Below are 20,213 nucleotides of genomic sequence, written 5' to 3'. Positions count from 1 at the left end.
GTCGTGGTCCAGGCGACGTGGCTGCCGTCGGCGGAGATCACCGGGTCGGCCGTGAAGCCGACCCGCGGGTCGGTGCTGTCGGTGCCGACGGCGGCGTAGTAGTAGGCCGCATCGAACGTCGCCGCGATGACCGCCGGCAGGCCATCGCACACCTGGTCGTCGATGTAGGCGACGGTGTCGCCCGTCGCATCGATGCTCGGATCGTGGGCGTTCGAGGCGATGAGGTCCGCGAAGGTGCTGACGGCGACGATGTTCCCGCGATACACGAAATCGCCGCTCGTCACAGTGGCGGGATTCCTCGGGTCGAGGGCGTTCTGGTGGGCGACGAAGACGATCTCGCCGCCGTTCCCGCTGATCCGCGCCTGCTCGGTGCCGCCGGGCACCGAGAGCTCGCTCATGAAGCGGGTGAGCTGGATGTCGCCGAAGACCCCGTCGCCGTTCGCGTCGAGGTTGGCGAGGAAGGCGTCGGGCGCCGCGTTCGTGTCGCCGCTCGAGAGGTTCGTCGCGTCCGAGGTGAAGACGACGAGGTGACCGTCGTCGCTGATGTCGGGGTCGTAGGACGCGCCGTCGGGCTCGGCGGCGCCCTGCACCCGGAAGGTCCTGCCCAGCAGGGTGTCGCGCACGTAGACGCTCTTGCGGCCCGCGGTGCCGCCCGCCGCGACGAGGTTGGTCGCGGTGCTCGAGAACACGACATAGCGTCCATCCGCGTTGGCGACGCCTTCGCCGCTGGGCCCGTTCGCCTGTCCGGCGCCCGGACCGCCATCGGGGAGGCTCACGCGCGCTGCCGCTCCCGAGAACGGGACAGCGGGATCGGGTGCTGCGACCGACTCGAACACGTCCGCGACCCCGTTGGTGTCGCCGGGGACGAGATCGGTGGCGGTGGAGGTGAAGATGACTCGCTGACCGTCGGAGGTCAGGAACGGCTCGGTCGAGGACCCGCCCGCGCTCTGCGACACCTGGAACGTCTCCGCCCCGGCCGGCGCGGGGATGCCCGATGCGGCAGCCGGGACTTGCACGGGCGGCGCGACCGAGACCAAGCCGACGACGATCAGTGATGCGACGGCGGCTGCGGCGGTACGGCGCGGCTGCGTGCGAGTGCTCAGCGGACCCCCTCCTCCACGAGCGAGCCGGAAGGGCATGCCAATTGAGAACGTGCCCCAGATGAGAAGAATCTCACGAAGGAGCGCGCACCGCTATGGGTCGCGTGGTGTCGTCAGCGCACTCCGAATGTCAGCGTGAAGGACGTGCCGTCGCGGAGCAGCACCCGGTAGACGTACTGCCTGCCGGGGGTCAGTTTCGACGCCTGGATGTAGCCGGTCCAGGTTCCCGTCGCCTTGTTGAACGCGAAGTTCGCCGACGGCGGGTACTTCTGCTGGTTCACGCCCGCCTGGCTGGGCAGTGGCGTGCTCGAGAGCTGCGTCACGCTCTTGACGAAGTCCTTCGTGCCGATCGGCTTGCCCGCAGCGTCGCATGCGCTGAACACCACCGGCACCCCCGACGAGCGCCCGAAGACGCTCGACCCGTCGGCGTTGACGGGGGCCAGAGCCTTGCGATCGAGGTTGGCGAGGCACAAGTGCGCAATCCTGACCACGAGCGAGGCGGACGCCGACTGTCCGAACAGATCCTCGATCGACCCGGTCACCGTGACGCCGGCCGCTGGCGTGTCGTCCGAGATCGTCCGCGGGGCGGGGCAGGCGGCCTTGAGCGGTGTGGGTGCCGTGCAGATGAACGTCACCGTGACGGCTGAGCCGCTCGAGGTGCCTTCGACGTACGGCTGGCCGCCGGCGGTGGTGGCGCTCGCTGAGATCGTCGGAGGCGTGGGAGCCTGGACGGTGAACCTGGCGGAGGCGGTGCCCCGGTTACCGGCGACATCGGTCGCCCGGCACTCCACGGTGAAGTTCCCCGGAAGGCTTGTCACCGGGCTGTCGCAGGACTGCGCGGCGAGGCCCGATCCGTCATCGGCCGCGTGCGCCTCGGCCGACGCGCTGCCGCCGAACGGCACCGGGTTCGGGGAGACGGTGGGCGCGAGGGACGGGGCCGTCCCGTCTGCCAGCACGACGACCTGCGCCTGGGCGGTGCGGTGCAGGCTGTCCTGCATCTCGCCGATCACGACCTCGCCGTCGTCGTCCGTGTTCGCGATGGTCACGGAGGCGGGACACTCGACGACCGTCGCCCCGGATGAGCACGAGAACGTCACCGTCACCGGCGTGCGACTCCACGTGCCCGCCACGTAGGCGCCGCCGCCGGCCGTCGCGGTCGCCGTGATGTGCGGTCCCGTGGGCTGTGCGGGCGGCTCTTTCACCAGGACGGTGGCGGATGCCGGGTGCCCGCCGCCGCGCGCGTCCGCCGGTGTCACCGTCACGCCGATGACGTCACCCGGCTGAGCGAACCCGGAGAGGGCGAGGACGGCAGCGCCGTTGTCGATCGGGACGCCGTTGCGGGTCCAGGCGTACGCCAGGGTCACGGCATCCCCATCCGCGTCCGCGCCGACCGCGGTCGCCGTGAGGGTCGAATCGGGCCAGACCGCGGCCGCGCTGCTGGTGAGCTCGACGGTCGCGGTGGGTGGGGTGTTGGCGACGGTCACCTCGAGCGGGAACGAGGTCGACTCGCACAGCTGCAGTCGACACACCGTGACGGCCGCACTGAAGGCGCCAGGGATCGTCGTGACATGGTCGAGGACGACATGCACGACGTGCGCAGAGTCCTGGGTGATCTCTGCCGCTCCGGAGGCGACCTCGTTGCCGGCTGCATCGATGATCGCGAACGATCCGTCGAGACCGTCCGTGCTGTTCGCGTTGACGACGACCGACCGCACCACCCGGTCGCCGAGGGCGACCGAGACGGCGTCGCCCGGGGCGCCCAGCCGCGGAGCGGACAGGCCCGCGGTGGGCAGCCGGCCGCGCCCGGTGTCGATCCCGACATGGCCGGCCGCGTCGACGGCCTGCACGATCCAGCGGACCGGGCCGGCGATGTCGATATCAACGACCCACGCGGCGCCGGGCTTGGACATCTGGTAGGAGGCCCAGGGGGTGCTGCCCGCGCTGCCGATCGGCTGGACGAGCAGCCGCACCGATGTGACGTCGGCGTCGGTGAACACGCTGAAGGTCCTGGCGCCGGGGAGCGGGGTCACAACGGCCCGGAAGCCCGGAGCTGTCGTGTCCGTCGACGTCGCGGGGCCGTAGACGACCTCGAGGTTCATCGTGTCGAACTTCTCCACGACCCCCTTTCCGCCGGCCGGGGCATCCACGCGCCCCGGCGTGACGACGAGCAGGTCGACCGGGCCGGTCGGGGTGCCCTGCCGTGTGACGTTCGCGAACGTCGACGGGAAGGCGACGTCGCTGCGCGCAGGTGACGGCTGCGTCACTCCGATCGTCGCCTCGGCGAAGGCGGGCACCGTGATGTCGGTCACCGTGGAGGTCAGCTCCTTGATGAGCGCGCCGCGCGGCACCATTCCGGCGGGCATCAGTGCGGGGTCGAGGCGCGAAACGACCCTCGGCAGGATCGGCTGCCCGGGGACGGCGAGCGAGTCCTGCACGGCGGTGGGGGCCGAGTTCGCGGCGGCCGCGAGATACGCGACGTCCTTGCCCGCGGCATCCTTCACCGTCTTCTTCTCGAACGACGGGGTCAGGGTGAGGCTCGCCGAGAGCAGCCCCTCCGAGGGCCCGGCGACCTTGGTGAGCGCGGGGATCTGCGGGAGCGGCTGCGCCTTGGTCGGCGTCGCGAACGTGTACATCGGGAGGCCGTAGTACACCGCCTCCATGAGCGCCTTCTCGTCGTAGCCCGAGTAGAGCCCGAGTCCGCCGAGGTAGGACTGCTTCGCGTAGGTGAGCGCGCCGGCGGCCGAGACCGGCCGACCGGCTGCTTCGACGCCGATCCAGTTGGAGTAGAGCGACAGCAGCCGCTCGCCGAGCGCCGTCGTCACGTTGTTGGCGAGCCCGTAGCCGGTGTTGCCGACGAAGCCGCCGGCCTGCGAGAACACGTCAGCCCAGTCGGCGACGTCGCCGTAGTAGGCGGTCGGCAGGTTGTTGCCCGCGTGGCAGCCGATCATGAAGAGCAGGGATCCGTCGAGCTGGGGCGAGGCGGTGTAGTTGCCGGCGTGCAGCAGGTCGCCGTCCGCGAACCGCCCGGCGTCGGCGCCCAGGACGCCGGGGAGCAGCTGGGTCTCGTCGGCGTGCGTGTTGATCGACACCACGCCCGCGGTCTTGCCCGCCGCGGGGAAGAGGGAGCCCACGGCATCGGCCTTGCTCCAGGTCTTGTCGGCATTCGCGCTGCCGAGCGTCGTGTTCGCGGTCAGCGAGCGCCACGTGAGGTTCTGGGCGACCAGGCCCGGCAGCTCCGCCCATGCCCCATACCCACCCGTGAGGGCCGAATCGGCCTTGAGCACGCCGTTCGCGTCGACGAAGCGATGGATCGTCGCGAGGATCTGCGTGGGGGAGTCGACGAGACGGCCCACGCCGACCGTCGGCACGTACAGGTGCCCACCGAGGGACTCGTACGCGTTCGCGAGCCCGTAGGGGTCGTCCGTGAGGATGTGGTTCGTCGCCGCGGCGGACGAGAGCGGTGTCGCGCAGACATCGGCGGCTCCCGGCGTGAGCTTGGCCGGGTCGGGGCAGGTTGACCCGTCGGGCGCGGTCGTGCGGCGGAGGGATGCCGCGTGGCTGGCCTCGTTGAACTGCCCGGTCTGCTGCGCGACGGGCGCGAGCGGGAGGATGTCGTCGCCGCCGACGATCACGATCGAGGTGATCTGCGCACGATGGTCGCCGAGTCGCGCCGACACGAAGGAGTTGACCGCGGCGGTGAGGGCGCGCCGCGCCGACATCGAGCAGGGGTTCGCGTCGAGCGTCCTGCGAGCGGCCTGCACTCCGGGATCCGCGTCGACCGAGAGCACGGCGCCTTGGACGCTCGGCGAGCCGACGGTGGTCCCGTCGATCGTCTGGGTGCCGACGCTGCCGTGGCCGTTCAGTGTCGCCAGCGCAGCGCGCACGGCCTGCGCGGCCTTTCCGCCGTGGGTCTGGCCGAAGCGCAGCTGATCGAACAGGTAGAGCGTGTTCGTGGTGGCGGTCACGTCGTCGATCGACCCGATCGCCGCGACATCGGCCGGATCGCCCTCATCGACGGGAGCGGGCACGTAGGTGGACGTCCAGGCCGGGCACACCGACTCGGCGGGCTCATCGACGTAGTGTGCGCGGAGCGAGTAGAGCGCAGTGCTCCCGGTGCCGTCGCCGCTCGTCACGCGCAGCAGCATCTCCTCGTTCGGCGCGGCATCCGTCGAGGCCGCTTCGAGCTGCGCCGTTCCGCCACCGCCCACGACCGCCTGGTCGACCAGCGTGTGGCCGGCGAAGGGCGCAGCGGCGTCGGCGCCGGTTTCCGCAGGTGCGCCGGCATCACCGGTCTGCTCCGTGACGGCGGTGCCTGGGACCGGAGTCGATGCCCCCGTGACGAGCGGGGCATCGGCGTCGGACGTTGCGAACAGCGCGAGCGCGAGCTGCCCGTCGGTCGCATTCGTCGAGATGATGAGCCGCTTGCCGGGGAGCGGGGCGTTGACCAGGAAGTAGTCCTCATCGATCACGGCACCCAGAATCGGGCCGTTGTCGGTGTAGGTGCTGGGCTCCGCGGCGAGAGTCTCGTAATAGATGCGTCCGTCCTGCAGCGGCTCGCGCTCGAACTCGCCATCCACCCATCCCTGGCTGTCGCGGTTGTTCGCCCGATTGTCGAGGCTGCGGTCATCGGTGTAGTAGGCGTTCATCCGCAGGGACGCCGTGAGATCGCCGCTTGTGAGAGTGCCCGTCGCCGACGACTGCCCCGGCTGCGTCGAGGTCGTGTATCCGACCTCGAACTCGATCGAGGTCCCGCCCGCGGCATCTGCGAGCGGGAAGCGCACGAGATTGCCGTCGAGCTGGATCGGACCCTGGTAGGCGACGCGATCCAGGCTCATTCCGGGACCGGAGGCGTTGGCGATGTAGGCGTTGTTCTCGATCGGGACGGTTCCTGCGGGGAGGCTCACCGATGCCGTCGGGGCGGCGAACGCATTCGGCTGGCCTGGCCCGGCGTCGAAGGTGAAGGTGAACTGCGCGCTGACCCCGCAGCGCTTCTGACCGTCGCAGCCATAGCCGCCCGCTGCCCTGACCGTCGCGCTCGGGTCGATGGCGGCCGGGGAGATCTGCTCCCAGGGATAGCTGCCTGTGTCGAGCAGTGACAACAGCAGGGTGCCCAGGGTGAGATCGCCCGGAGCGCCATGGGCGAGGTCGGCCACGGTCGCACTGTCGAGCAGGGCGGCCTGGTTCTCCGCGAGAGTGCCGGTCTTGGTGGATCCGAAGAGCGCCGCCTGCGTCGCGAGATCGAGCGTCGCGACGTCGAGGTCGCCGAGTGGCGTGTCGGTGAGGAACAGGGAGCTCTGCGCGGAGCGCATCGGGATCGTGTCGAAGAGGGTGTCGGCGATCGGCAGGTTGCGCAGGATCGCGCCCTCGACGCCCGAGTGACCGATGTCGAGCCCCGCGGCATCCGCCTCGGCGAGCACCGTCGTGCCGTCGACCTGCAGGGCGATTCCCTGGGCATCGAGCACGTGCTGCCAGCGCTCCGTGTTCGTGCCGGTGCCGGCGATCTGGATGTCGGCGAGCTTCGCCGCGCCGAGCACCATCGACGCGAGCGACAGCGAGTCGATGCCGCTGTTGCTGAGGTCGAGGTCGTCGAGCGACAGCCCCTGGATGCGATCGGCGGCTGCGACCTCTGCGGCCGACGCAGCCGGAACGCGCGTGCGGGCGTCCGCTGCCCACGTCAGCACCGCGGCGAGGGTCGTGCTCTGGGCGATGTCGCCCGCGAACGGGGTGTCGGCCAGGACCTGCGGCCATCCGCCCGGGATGTCGAGCCGGTAGATCGGGAGGCGGTAGATCGGGAGGCGATAGATCGGCAGGCGGTAGATCGGCGAGCTGTCCACCATCAGGCGGTAGATGGGGAGCCGGTAGATGGGGAGCCGGTAGATCGGCAGGCGGTAGATGGGAAGCCGGTAGATCGGCGCGTTCGCGAGCGCCGAGGCGTAGCCCGTCAGCGTCGAGACCGGGATCTTGGAGATGTCGGCCACCGCCATGTAGCCGACGTTGTTGAGCGCGCCCTGCGTCGACGTGACCGAGAGTCCGTCGTTCGAGTGCGTGTCGACCGCGATCGCGCCAGCCGGTGCGCTCGACAGGGCGGTGGACCCGCTGAACGCGGCAGTGCGCCCGGATGCCGACAGCGTCGGGGCTTCGCCGGTCCCGAGGACCTGCGCGTCCCCTGAGGTGGTGGCGCTGCACGCGATAGCTGTGTTCGCCTCCTTCCACCCGATGGTCGCCCACCGGATGACCGGCTGCGCAAGCTCCACTCGGGGAACGGCGGATAGCAAGGGCTGGGTCGACTGCCAGGCCGCCCTGCTGCCGTCGGCCGAGATCGCGGGAGCAGCGACGTTGCCGACGGAGTACGCCACATTGAACGTGCCCACGCCGATGAGGAAGTTCTGGCCCGAGTCGTAGGTGGAAGCGACGATGGTCGGCGTCGGCGTGGGGCTGCTGTTGCAGTCGTAGTCCGAGATGAAGATGACGACCTCGCCGTTGCCGCTGATCGCGGGGTGACGGCCGTCTGTGGAGACGAGGTTCGGGCTGCTCTCGGGCAGGGGGGCCCCTGCGGCATCCGTGCCGCCTTCGACGCGCAGCCGCCGGTACAGGTACTGCGGGTTGCCGAGCCCGTCGTGGAACTCGTCCAGCGGATAGGGCACGGTGAAGGCGAGGTGCTCGCCGTTGCCGCTGATCACGAGGTCGTTCATGCCGTGGACGGCGAGGCCGCTGAGCGCACTCGTGATCGTGACGTCGCCGCGGGTGCCGTCGCCGTTGGCATCGAGATCGGCGATGAAGCCGTCCTGCGCGTTGTTGAGGTCGAAGTCCACGATGGTCGACGCATCCGAGATGAACGTGACGTAGCGGCCGTCGTCGCTCATGTCGATGCTGCGCGCGTTGCCGAGAGCTTGGCCGTTCGTGCCGTCGAGACGGATCGTCGTGCCGAGCAGCGTGTCGCGCACGTAGACGTCGATCCAGGCTCGGCTGTCGTAGTCGTCGGCGGTGAGGTTCGTCGCGGAGCTCAGGAATGCGACGTAGCGCCCGTCGGCACTCGGGATCGGGTCGGAGCTCGGCCCATTGGCCGGCTCCTGCGTCAACGAGGCGTCGGGTGCGCTGATGAGGATCGGCTTGGTGCCGAAGGGATCGGCCGTGCCGTGGGCGGTGGCGAGGAAGACGTCGGACACTCCGTTGGTGTCACTCGAGACGAGGTCGGTCGCGGTCGAGGTGAACGCGACATGCTGGCCGTCGGGCGTGATCGTGGCCTCTGTCGAGCTGCCCTGGTCGGTCGGGGAGACCAGGAATGTCTCAGGAGCGAGGGGCGCCGCCGCAGCAGGTTCCGGGGTCGCCGGAACGACCACGAGGCCGGCGCCGATCACGAGGGTGATCGACGCGATCGCAACGCTGCGAAGAGACCGCGTCGACGTCGATGTACGGCCGAGCTGGGGTGCTGGTGCGGTTGGCATGCGTGGTCTCTTCCTCGAGCCCGATCKGGGTACTTCTGCCTTGCTGTGCTGCGCCTCACGGCGCGGTGGAGCTGCCCGTGTCAGGACGACACGAAGAAGAACGAAGCGACGACCAGCGCGATGCCGGCCCCTGCGAGCAGCATCGACCAGCGGATGCTGCGGTACTTGCGCTGGACGACCGCCGACAGCACGAGCAGCTGCTGGTAGGTGCGCTCGGGGGGCATGAGACCACGCTCGGCGAGAGCTTCGGCGACCTCCTGGGGCGACCCGAGCCCCCGCACCTGGCCCCAATAAGTGATGGCGCCTGGTCCGGGTCCCTTGCTCAGCCGCGGCCACACCGCCATGGCGGCCGCGACGACGGAGGCGCTGGCGGCGAGCACCCCCACCACCCAGAGCACGAGGCCGAAGAGGCTGAGCGACTCCGGAGTCCAGTCGCCGCCCAGGAGACCGCTCAGCACGATGCTGAAGGCGATGCCGAGGCTGCCGATCAGAAGCGAGGCCTTGGAGTCGGCGCGGTCGATCTCGCCCATCACCTCGCCGAGCATCTCGGTGGCCAGGGCATGCGTCTGATCGTCGGGAGCCGACTTCTCATCGTTCATCGGGGCCTCACCACGCTGTAGTTCGCCGTTGCGGTGGACGTGTTGCCCGCGGCATCCGTCGCCCGGCACGTCACCGTCTTCTTGCCGAGTGTGGACGTCTGCAGGGCGCCGCACGACGCCGAGGCGATGCCGGAGAGCGCGTCCGTCGCGTTCGCCTTGACCACCGCGGTCCCGCCGAGGGGGATGGTCGACGGCGTCACAGTGGGGGCGAGCTTCGGCGGCGTGCGGTCGACCTGGACGACGAACTGGACGGTGGCGGTCCGCCCGAGCAGGTCGGTCACCCGACCGGTCACGACGACACCCGCCTTGCCGGTGTCCTTCGACGTGGTCACCGGCGAAGAGCACTGCACCACCAGCACCCCCGAGAGGCACGTGAAGGTGACCTTGGTCGGCCCTTGACTCCAGGTGCCCTCGACGTAGACCGCTTTACCGACCTTGGCCGATGCGGTGATGGTGGGCGCGGCCGGCAGGGGGGCGGTCACCGTGTACGACGCGGTGGCGTCGGGGGCTGTGTTGCCCGCGACGTCGGTCGCCGTGCAGGTGACCTGCTTGATGCCCGCCGTGCTGGTGTCGGGTGCGGTGCACGACTGCGACGCGATTCCGGATGCCGCATCCGCTGCGCCCGCGTCGGCCGTGGGCGCTGGACCATTCAGAGGAACGGTTGCCGGGTCGACGGTGGGGTGGAGTTCCGGCGCCGTGACATCGACCTTGACGAGGATGCTCGTCGAGGCGGTGCGGCCGAGAGCATCGGTCACCGTACCGGGGATCGTCGTGCCTTCGGGCTTCGTGTCCGCGGTGATGTGCTCACTTGCCGGGCAGGTGAACACCGCGACGCCGGACGTGCAGGTGAAGGCGACCGTGACGGCGCTTCGGCTCCAGCCCTCGGTGTACACGCCGTCGTCGTTCGTCGCGGTCGCGGTGATGGTCGGCAGCGCGGGCACGTCCGGAAGTCCGCCGACCACGACCTCGGCACGCGCGGTGGTGCCCGACACCTCGCCGTCGGACGTCCGGACGACGACCGCGATCACTTCACCGGGGACGACTGCCCCGCCGGCTGCGCCGACGGCAGCCAGATCGAGCGTCGTCGAGTAGGCGGACCCGGGGATCGCCACCCCGTTGCGGAACCATTCGGGTGTCATGAAGACCTCGTCATGATCCTGGTCCGCCGTCGTGATGAGCGCGGTGAGCGTCGATGTCGGCAGGACGAGCGGTGTCGAACTCGTGATGCGGGCCGTCGCGGTCGGGGCGGTGTTGTCCGGCGGAACCGTGAGCGCGAAGGTGTCCCGGGTGCATCCGCCGGTGCTGCACACCTTGAGTTCGACCGTGAAGGACCCGATCGCGCTGATCAGGTGATCGATCGTCGCGTGCTGCTTGCCGTCGTCCCCGACGTTGACGACGGCGATCCCGCTGTCGACGACGGAGCCGTCTGCACGCGTGACCGTGAACGAGCCGGTGATGGCGGTGGCGGCATCCACTCCTTCGACCAGAGCGGTGCGCAGCAGACGGTCGCCGACACGCAGTCCGACGTCCTCGCCCGCCTCGACCTTGGTCGGGGCAGGGGCGTGCGCGACGGCGATCCTGCCTCGGGCGCTTTCGGTCGCGACGTTCGCCCCCGCGTCGACCGCCTGCAGGATCCACCGATACGGGTCGGCGCCGAGCGGAGGGGACTTCCACGTGACCTTGTCGTCGGACGTGAGCTCAACCGGATCCCACTTGGGCGCGCCCGGTCGCTGGATGAGCAGAACCACTCTGGTCACGTCGGAGCCGGTGCCGTCTACGGTGGCGCGGAACGTGGAGTCCCGGTCGACCTCGGTCGCCTTGATGATCGGCGCGGTGGTGTCGGCGTCGTCGCCGTAGAGCACCTCGACATCGAGAGACGAGAACATCTCTGTCTTCCCGGCGCCGTCGCGCCCGACTTCCACGCGGGCCGGCGTCACCACCAGCAGGTCGACAGGCCCATCCGGGGTGAGCTGGGACGAGATCGTCGCAAGCGACGACGGGAAGGCGGACCCGGCCGGCAGCCCAGGCTCAACGCCCGTTCCGACGCTCGCCTCCGCGATCGCCGGCTTGGCAGTGTCCTCCTGCGTCGAGGTGAGGCCGGTGATCAGCGCGCCCCTCGGAGTCTTCCCGGTCTGCTCCGCTCGCAGCTGCGAGACGACCTTCGGCAGCACTGGCTGCCCCTCGACTGCGAGCGGCTCCTGGCCGTTGACCGTCAGGTACGTCCCCTTCGCGGGATCGCCGCCCGGCGTCACCCGGAAGTTCGAGAGATTAAGGCTCGCGGTGAGGACGCCGTCGGCGTTCGGCTGGATGGGGGACAGCCCGCTCGGGATCGTGGGCAGCGGTGCATCCTGCGTGGGCCCGCTGAAGGCGTACATGGGCAGCCCGTAGTACACGGCTTCCATGAGGACCTTCTCGTCGTATCCCGAGTACACCCCGAGGCCGCCCAGGTACGACTGCTTGGCATAGGTCAGCGCACCCGCGGACGACACCTTCGTGGTGCCGACCTTCGCGCCGACCCAGCCGGCGTAGAGGCCGAGGAGCCGCTCGCTGAGGGCTGTGGCGGAGTTGCTGGCGAGTCCCCACCCGGTGTTGCCGACGTACCCCCCGGCGGAGGAGAACACGTCGGCCCAGTCCGCCACGTCTCCGTAGTACGACGTCGGGAGGTTGTTTCCGGCATGGCAGCCGATCATGAAGACGAGGGCGCCGTTCAGTGCGGCCTTTCCGGTTCGCCCCTGGGCTGTGAGCAGGTCGGTGGGCTTCGCCGCCCCGTCCTCCGCCCCGGTGATGCCCGGCAGCATGAGCTGCTCGTCGGCGTGGGTGTTGATGGAGACCACCCGAGGGCTCTGGGTCGCGTTGAAGACCGCGTCATCCACGTTCGCCTTCGTCCACGGCTCGCTCAGGATCGTGCCACGGGCGGCGTCGCGCCAGTCGAGTTCGTCGGTGACGATGCCGGGCAGTTCGCTCCACGCTCCGTAGCCGCCGGAGACGCTCGAGTCCGCGGCGAGCACGCCATCGGCCCCGTTGAACCGCGTGATCGCACCGATGATCTGGTCGGGCGTGTCGATGAGACGCCCGACCGCGACCGTCGGCACGTAGAGGAAGCCGCCGAGGGAGCGATAGGCCTTCGCCAGACCATAGGGGTCGTCGCTCAGGATGTGGTTGGTGGCCGCAGCCGACGACAGCGGAGTGGCGCAGAGGTCGTCTTGACCGGTCACCACCTGAGGGCAGACGCCGCCGGCGAGCGGATGCGGGAGCTTGAGCTCCGCGCCGTGCTTGGCTTCGTTGAACTGCGAGGTGTGCTGCGCGACGGGGGCGAACGGGATGACGTCGTCGCCGCCGACGATCACGATCGACGAGATGTGGCTGCGCTGGCTGCCGATCGCGGCCTTGACGTAGGTGTTGATCGCCTCGGTCAGATCGGCTCGCGCCGACATCGAGCAGGGGTTCGCGTCGAGGACGGCGCGGGCCGCGGCGACGGCGGAGTTCGAATCGAGCGAGAGCACGGCGCCCTGAACCGTGCCTGCACCCACCTCGCCCTCACCCGTCATGCTGTGCAGGGCATCGACCACGGAGGTGGCGGCGTCGGCGCCGTAGAGATCGCCGTAGCGCTTCGAGTCGAAGAGATAGACAGTGTTCGTCGCCGTCGTCACTGCGTCGCTCGTCCCCACCACGCCGGGCTTCCCCTGGGCGGGCGCGCTCCAGTCCGGGCAGCTCTGCTCCGGGGGCTCGTCGACGTAGTTCGCGCGGATCGAGTACAAACCGGTCGTGGGCACGCCGTTTCCGGAGGTCACGCGCACGAGCAGCGGCTGGCCGGCCGCGGCATCCGTCGACGCGGTCTGCACCTCGGCGACGCYGTCGCCGCCGACGACGGCCTGATCGACGAGCGTGTGACCGGCGACGGGGGCCGCGGCATCCGCTCCCGCCTCACCGGGATCGTCCGCGGCGCTCGACTGCTGTTCGGTGATCGCGGTGCCGGGTGCATCGGTCGCGTCGCCGGCGCCGAGCGGCGTGCCCGCGGCGTCCGCAGAGTACAGGGCCATCGAGATCTGCCCGTCGGTGGCGTTCGTCGACACGATGAGACKCTGATCGCGGGTGGGCGGATCCACCAAGTACCAGTCTTCGTCGTCGGCGGGGCCTATCTGCAGGCCCCCTTCGGCGCCCTGGTCGTCGAGCCATTGGGGCGAGATCATGTCGTACGAGATGAGTCCTTCGCGCAGGGTCGTCGGGTCGCCGACCCACGCGCCGTTCACACGGTTGTTGTTGAAGTTGTCGCGCCGGAGGAGCGTGATGTCGTCGTGCACTTCATTGGCGACCGAGTCCTCGGCCGTGAGGTCGCCGCTGGTCAGCGTGCCGGTGGAGATCGGCTTCTCGGCCGGGTTCGCCGTGACGCTGTAGCGCATCTCGAACGAGATCACCGTCCCACCGGGCATGTCGGCGAGCGGAAAGCGCTGCAGGGTGCCGTCGTGCTGTTCGGGCCCGGTGTAGGCCGAGGTGTCTCGCCAGCTGTCCCGCGGGCCTGAGCCGCCCGCGAGCGTCGGCCCCTCCTGGGTGGTGCCGGCCGGCAGTTCGACCGATGCGATCGGCGCGGCGAACTCGGTCGGTTCACCTGGGCCCGGATCGAACGTGAACTGGAACTCGGTGTAGGCCTGGCACCGGTTGCCGTTGGCGCAGTTGTCGCCGGGGGTTCCGCCGATGATCGCACGGGGGTCGACCGACCCTGGATCGATCTGCTCCCACGGGTAGCTCTCGGCGTCCACCATCGAGAACAGGAGGGTGCCGAGGGTGACGGAGTCGGGGGTGCCCGCCGCCAGGTCTGCGACCGTCGGATTGGCGTCCTCCGGCAACGCCTTGACGTGGAAGTCGAGCGAGCCGGCTGTGGCCTCCGCGCCGAAGAGGGCAACGCGCGTCGCTTCATCGAGGGTGCTGATGTCGAGGGCGCCGAGCGGGGTGGCGCCGAGGATGAGGCCCTTGAGGGGAAGGGTGTCCAGGAGCGTCGGCAGGCCGGCGAGATCGCGCAGCGGCACCGATTCCACGCCCGACCGGCCGATGTCGAGCCCGGCGGAGTCGAGTTCCGCCAGCACGGTCTCGGCGTTCACGTCGAGCTGGATGCCCTGAGCGTCGACGAGGTCCTGCCACCGCTTCTCCGCGGCCGTGGGGTCGCCCGACGGCAGCTGCACGACCGGGGCGGCGCCCAGGATCATCGATGCGAGAGACAGCGAGTCCAGGCCGCTGCCGGTCAGATCGAGGTCACCGAGGGCCAGGGTCTGGATGCGTTCCGCCGCAGGTAGAGCCTTCGGGTTGTCGGCCGGGGGGTTCGCGATCGTGTCCGCCGCCCACTGCAGAACCTGCGAGAGCGTGACGTTCTGCTCCGGCAGCTCTGCGAAAGGAGTGTCCTGCAGCAGCTCGTGCCAGCCGCCCGGGATGTCGAGCCGGTAGATCGGCAGTCGGTAGATCGGCAGCCGGTAGATCGGGAGCCGGTAGATCGGAGCATCGTCGACCATGAGGCGGTAGATCGGGAGTCGGTAGATCGGGAGCCGATAGATGGGGAGTCGGTAGATCGGCAGCCGGTAGATGGGCGCGTTCGCCAAGGCTGCGGAGTAGTCAGGCAGGTCCGCGAGGGGGATGTCGGCGATCTCGATGGTCGTCACGAAGCCCGGCGCCAGGACGGATCCGAGCGTGTTGCTGACGGAGATGCCGTCGTGCACGTGGGTATCGATCGCCGACACGGATGCCGCGGCCGCGGATTGCGCGGAATCCCCCGATGCCACGATCGTGCGCCCCGAGGCGGACAAGGACACCGCGTCGCCGTCGATCGCGTCGTACCAGAGGCCCGAGTTCGGGGCGCAGAGGAAATCGCCACCCGTGTCGAACCACGAGATGACCTGCTGCACGCGGATCACGGGTCGGGTCAGCGCCGGCAGGTTCGCGTTGCCCGCGAACACGGGCTGCGTCGTGGGGAACGCGACGAGCTGTCCATCGGCCGAGATGGCGGGGGCGAAGACCTCGCCGACGTCCGTGATCGACCCGGGGCGACCCACCGCGACTTGGAACGCCAGGCCGTTGTTGGCGATCGACGCCGCCATCACCGACGGATCGCCGCAGAGGGAATCGTCGATGTAGGCCACCACGTCGCCGGTCGCGTCGATGGCGCCGTCGTGGGCACCGGTGGCGACGCGGAATGCGTCGCTGCGGGCGCCCAGATCGGCGCGGAACAGGTGCGGGCGGGTGAAGGAGCCGATCGGCTGGCCGAACTCGATCAGGTCGACCCGTGCGGTGAACAGCACGTAGGCGCCGTTCCCGCTGATGCGCGCCTGCGCCGTGCCGCCTGGCAGCGAGAGGTCCTGCAGGAGCCGAGTGATCGCGACGCTGTCGTGGTGGCCGTTCCGGTCAGGATCGAGATCCGCGATGAACGTGTCCGCGGCGCCGTTGGTGTCGGGCACCGAGTTCACGTCGCCGGCGGGCAGGTTCGTCGCATCGGACGTGAAGACCACGAACCGGCCGTCGTCGCTGATGTCGGCGTCGTAGGAGGGCCCGTCCGGCACGCCCGCCCCCTCGAGGCGCACCGTCGTCCCGAGCTGCATGTCGCGCACGTACACCTGGCGGACATTCGGGGCGGATGCTTCGGTCACGAGGTTCGTGGCTTCGGAGGTGAAGACCACGTACCGGCCGTCGGCGCTCATCGCCGGCTGGGTGCTGGCGTCGTTCGCGGCCTCGACGGCGAAGAAGGGATCAGGGGCGCTGACGAGCTCGGCCGTGCCGGTGAACGGGTCATCCTTACCCTGGATCGCGGTCGAGAGGAAGATGTGCGCGATGCCGTTCGTGTCGATCGTGCCCAGGTCGTCGGCGGTCGACACGAAGGCGACCTTCTGGCCGTCGGGCGTCACGTACGGGTCGGTCGACGCGCCTGAGTCGGTGCCCGAAACGAGGAACGTCTCGGCGTCGGCGGGAAGCTGCGTCGCCGCATCCGCGGGCGCGGCCAAGGGATCGACGGTGACCATCCAGCCGACCAGGAGTGCCGCGACAGAGCTCACCGCGACGGCGCGGAGGAGGTGGGGTGATGCGATCATCGGGATCTCGCTTCGGGTCGATCGGTGGTGTCGGATGCCGGCGCCGCGGCCCCGGAGGAAGAGACCGTGTCGCGGCGGTCGGAGAGAAGACGGTCGATGTCGGCTACTTCGAGTTCGGCGAGCTCCGCACGCGCCTCGACGAGCAGGTCCGGCCGCACATCGGCGTCCGCGAGCCGCGCGAGGGCCAGTGCGCGGTCGAAGCGGGACCCCTCCGACGCCTCGACGGCCGCCTCGGCGTACTCGACGGCCCGATCCTCATCGTCCTCCAGCGTGGCTAGCCGTGCCGCGTGCCGCAGCAGCTGGCCGCGCAACGGTCCGTGGAGAGCGTCGCCCTCGAGCAGCTCGACGATGACCGAGCTCGCGGCAGCGCGGTCCCCGAGGTCGAGGTCGGCCTCGATGCCCCGCACGCGCGCATCGACGACCGCTTCGGTCTCGGCGAGCGCCGTGAACGTCTCGGCGGCCTGGTGGAACTCGCCGCGTGCGGTCTCCGGATCGCCGCTGCGCAGATGCGCGCGGCCGGAGAAGGCCGTGACATAGGCGGTGAGGTAGGGGTTGTCGGAGCCGGCGAAGATGCGCAGCGCCGTCCGCAGGATCGGTCGCGCCTCGTCTACGCGCCCCTGGTCGATCAGGATCTCGGCGGCGTTGCAGGATTCGATCGCGGACCCGACGATGTCGCCCGCGGATTCCGCGGCGACCTGGGCCTGCCCGTACAGGGAGGCTGCTTCGCTCCACTCGCCGCGGTAGTAGGCGCGCGCGCCCAGCACGTTGAGCACCTTCGACCGCGACAGCTCGTCGTTCACCTCGTCGTAGAGTTCGAGCGCCCGCTCGAGGTTGACCATCGCGGCATCGCCCTCGAGTTCGCCGGCGGCGATGTCGTGGTACCGCAGGGCGTCGGCCAGCACGCCGGTGTCATCGGCGGAGGTCGTCTTTCCGTCGAGCAGCGCGATGGCCTCGGCGGCGAGCCGCTTCGCATCCGCCCACCTGCCCTGGCGCAGGCGCAGGCCTGCTTCGGTGACGGCGACGGATGCCAGGATGCCGGTGCCGTCCTCGCCCGCCGCTGCCGCCCCGCGTCGTGCGCTGCGCAGCGACCGAGCCGCCTCGTCCGGCCGGCCGAGCACATTGAGCGCGTACGCGGTCTCGCGGTCGAGACGCGCGCGGAACGCGGCATCCTTCGTCAGCTTCAAGGCCTCCGCGTACGCGTCCAGCGCCTCGGTGGCGCGGCCGCTGGCGATGCACACGCGGCCGAGCGACTCCCACAGGTCGGGGAGCCCTTCCGGCACCGGGCGCACCCGCCCACCCGCTGCCACGGCGGTGCGGTAGGCCCGCACCGCGTCTTCGATGGCGTGCGCCTCTTCGGCCGCGGCCCCCGTGCGCGCGGCCGCTGCGAGCGCCTTCTCCCAGTCGCCCGCGGCCTCGTAGTGGACCGCCAGCATGGCATCGGCGGCCGTGCCCACCAGCGTGGGGTCGGCAACGAGGGCGGCGGCCACCGCCCGGTGCAGCTCGCGCCGGGTCTGATAGTTGAGCTGCTCGTAGGCGACGTCTCGGAACAGGCCGCTGCGGAAGCGGATCGTCTCCTCGAGCGTCTCGAGGAATCCCGAGATCCCGTCCGCCTCGGCGAGCTCTGCCGGACCGACGCAGCGCACGAAGAGTCCGACCGGCACGCCCCAGCCGAGCACCGCGGCCCGACGGACGATGGCCCGGTCCTTCTCGGTGAGCGCATCGATCCGCTCGCCGACCAGCTGCTCGATTCCGAGCGCGTCGCTTCCGGCCGAGAGACCGGCAGCCAGCTCGATGAGGTACAGCGGGTTGCCCTGAGCGCGGGAGACCAGGGGCTCGAGGTCATTGGGCAGCAGATGGCGCCCGACCACGGCTTCGATGAGATCCTCGGCGGCCGCGTCGTCGAGTCCCGGCAGCTCCAGCTCCGTTCCCAAGGCGGCAAGTCCGGTGCCGTCGTGGCGGCGCAGGACATAGACGGCGTGCGGGATGTCATCGCCGAAGACGGCGCTCAAGGCCTCGGCGGAGGCCGCATCCAGCCATTGCGCGTCGTCGATCACGACGCAGGTCGGCTCGGGAAGCAGATCGTCGATGAGCTTCGCGAGTGTCGCGTAGGTCCGCTCGAGGATGTGCGCGTCGTCCAGGTCGTTGACGGCCGGCGTCGACGCCACCTCCGCTCCCACCGCGGGCGCGAGCAGCGGCAGCCACGGCAAGAGGGTCCGTCGCAGGCCCGCAACGGCGTTGGTCAGGTGGACGCCGGCCGCCTCCGGGGACGCATCGGGGGCGATTCCGAGGAGCGGCCGGAGCAGGGTCTGCAGGCCGAGGTACGGAGCGCCGATGCCGAACCGGTCGCCGCTGACGCGCAGCACCCGCAGCGGGGAGTCGCTCAGGGCTTCGTCGACCAGGCGGGACTTGCCCGTCCCCGCGCCGCCCGTGATCGTGAGGACGCCGCCGAGCCCGGACTCGGCAGCCTCCCGCAGCGCGACGACCTGCGCGATCTCGTCACGGCGACCGCGGAAGGGAGCCTCACCCGGACCGGTCTCCGGCCGACTCCCGGCCGACGTGACGATCGCGACCGGGATGGCGTGCGACTTGCCTTTGACGGTGATCTCGCCGCGATCCTCGCTCTCGAACGAGACGGCGGCGCGCTCCAGCGCGGCGTGCGTGACCAGCACAGTGCCGGGCTCGGCGCGGGCGGTGAGCCGGGCTGCGAGGTTCGTCTCGTCGCCCATCACCGTGTAGGTCTGCCGGTACATGGCGCCGACGAAGCCGGCGAACACGCGACCGGAGGTGACGCCCGCCCTGAGCGAATAGCCGCTGTCGGACGACACCACCCGCTGCACCGCCGTCAGGAGGCGGCCCTCGGGGTCTTCGACGGTCGTCGGTGCCCCGGCGGTGAGGAAGTAGCGGTAGCCGCCGACGACGGGGTCGACATCCAGCAGCGTCACCCCGGTGTCGGCGGCCGCCTCTTCGACCGCCTGGGTGAGTCGCTTCATCCGATCCACGTCGTCGGCGGTCGGCTCGTCGGGGACGCCCGTCACCTGGATGAACGAGATCGCGGCCCAGCGATGGTCGGGCTCGGCGCCGAGCAGGTCGGGGCGCTCCGCGAAGGCGCGCGGCTGGAATCGATCGGCGGCCTCGGTGCGCCCGGCCGACAGCGCCATGAGCGAGGCGGTGGCGATGGCTCCCGCGCGCAGCAGGCGATAGGCGCCCGGATGATCGGGATCGGCCGAGACCTGCTTGGCCGGCAGCTCCGACGCGGTCTCCGCGCTGACCAGGATCCGTCCCGCCGAGGCGGCGTCCTGCAGCTGAAGCACACGCGACGTGTCGCGCCCGGTGAGCACCGCGCTGATGTTCGTGTCCCCGGTCAGGATGACCTCGAAGGTGCCGGAATGGACGCCCACCGACATCCGCAGTCTCGCGCGTGCGGCGGGGAGATGGATGTCGCCGATCGCCGTCAGCACTCGGTTCATGTTCCACGCGGCATGGACGGCGTGCCGGGCATGCTGGTCGCCGGTGAAGAGGATGAACAGCGCGTCGCCCGCGAACTTGATGACATCGCCGCCGTCGTCGGTGACCGGCAGCAGCACCGTGAAGATGCGCGAGAGCGTGGCGATGAGCTGCTCGGTGCCCTCGCGCCCGGCGGCAGCGAGCTGCTCCGACAGCGTCGTGAACCCCGAGATGTCGACCACGACGGCGGTGCCGTCGATGCGCAGGTGCCGGTCGACGTCGTCGGCGAGGCCATGGAAAAGGCGCGGGCTCAGCGCTGATGCCGCGACGAATCCGCTCAAGTTCCCCTCCCCAGAGAGGCTCCCCTCCGGGAGCCTCGAGCACGGGGTGCTGCGAGGGAGGCTCACCGTTGAAAAGTCACCGTTCAGGGAGAAAATATCCTACGAAAGCCCGCAAGCGTTCACTTCCCCGGCAATCTGTATCCATTCCGATGTGCGGGGCCGTCCGGTGCATGCCGTCACTCGCACCGGACATCGCTCAGGTGAGTCCCCTACCCTG

Annotated in this window: 5 protein-coding genes; all 5 read right to left on the bottom strand. The window is 70.2% G+C overall.

The features are described 5' to 3' along the window. The coding region (locus AC1DVT_RS02170; protein ID WP_477386130.1) for a TolB-like translocation protein at positions 1-1,037 on the bottom strand (1,037 nt) is incomplete at its 3' end. A gap of 176 nt (positions 1,038-1,213) precedes the next feature. Then, the gene (locus AC1DVT_RS02165) at positions 1,214-8,545 is read right to left on the bottom strand and encodes a TolB family protein (protein WP_477386128.1); all 7,332 of its coding nucleotides are present in this window, start codon (positions 8,543-8,545) and stop codon (positions 1,214-1,216) included. A gap of 80 nt (positions 8,546-8,625) precedes the next feature. Continuing rightward, on the bottom strand, positions 8,626-9,144 hold the full coding sequence (locus AC1DVT_RS02160) for a Pycsar system effector family protein (protein ID WP_477386126.1): 519 nt from the start codon (positions 9,142-9,144) through the stop codon (positions 8,626-8,628). Beyond that, on the bottom strand, positions 9,141-16,211 hold the full coding sequence (locus AC1DVT_RS02155; protein ID WP_477386124.1) for a TolB family protein: 7,071 nt from the start codon (positions 16,209-16,211) through the stop codon (positions 9,141-9,143). The genes AC1DVT_RS02160 and AC1DVT_RS02155 overlap by 4 nt, the downstream gene beginning before the upstream one ends. Further along, a complete protein-coding gene (locus AC1DVT_RS02150) occupies positions 16,208-19,996 on the bottom strand; it encodes an adenylate/guanylate cyclase domain-containing protein (protein ID WP_477386122.1) in 3,789 nt (1,262 codons plus the stop codon). The genes AC1DVT_RS02155 and AC1DVT_RS02150 overlap by 4 nt, the downstream gene beginning before the upstream one ends. Positions 19,997-20,213: the final 217 nt, after the last annotated feature.

The organism is Microbacterium sp. P2_F9 (assembly GCF_056403635.1).
Note: the sequence above shows the minus strand (reverse complement) of the source record. Positions and strands in the feature narration are given on the sequence as shown.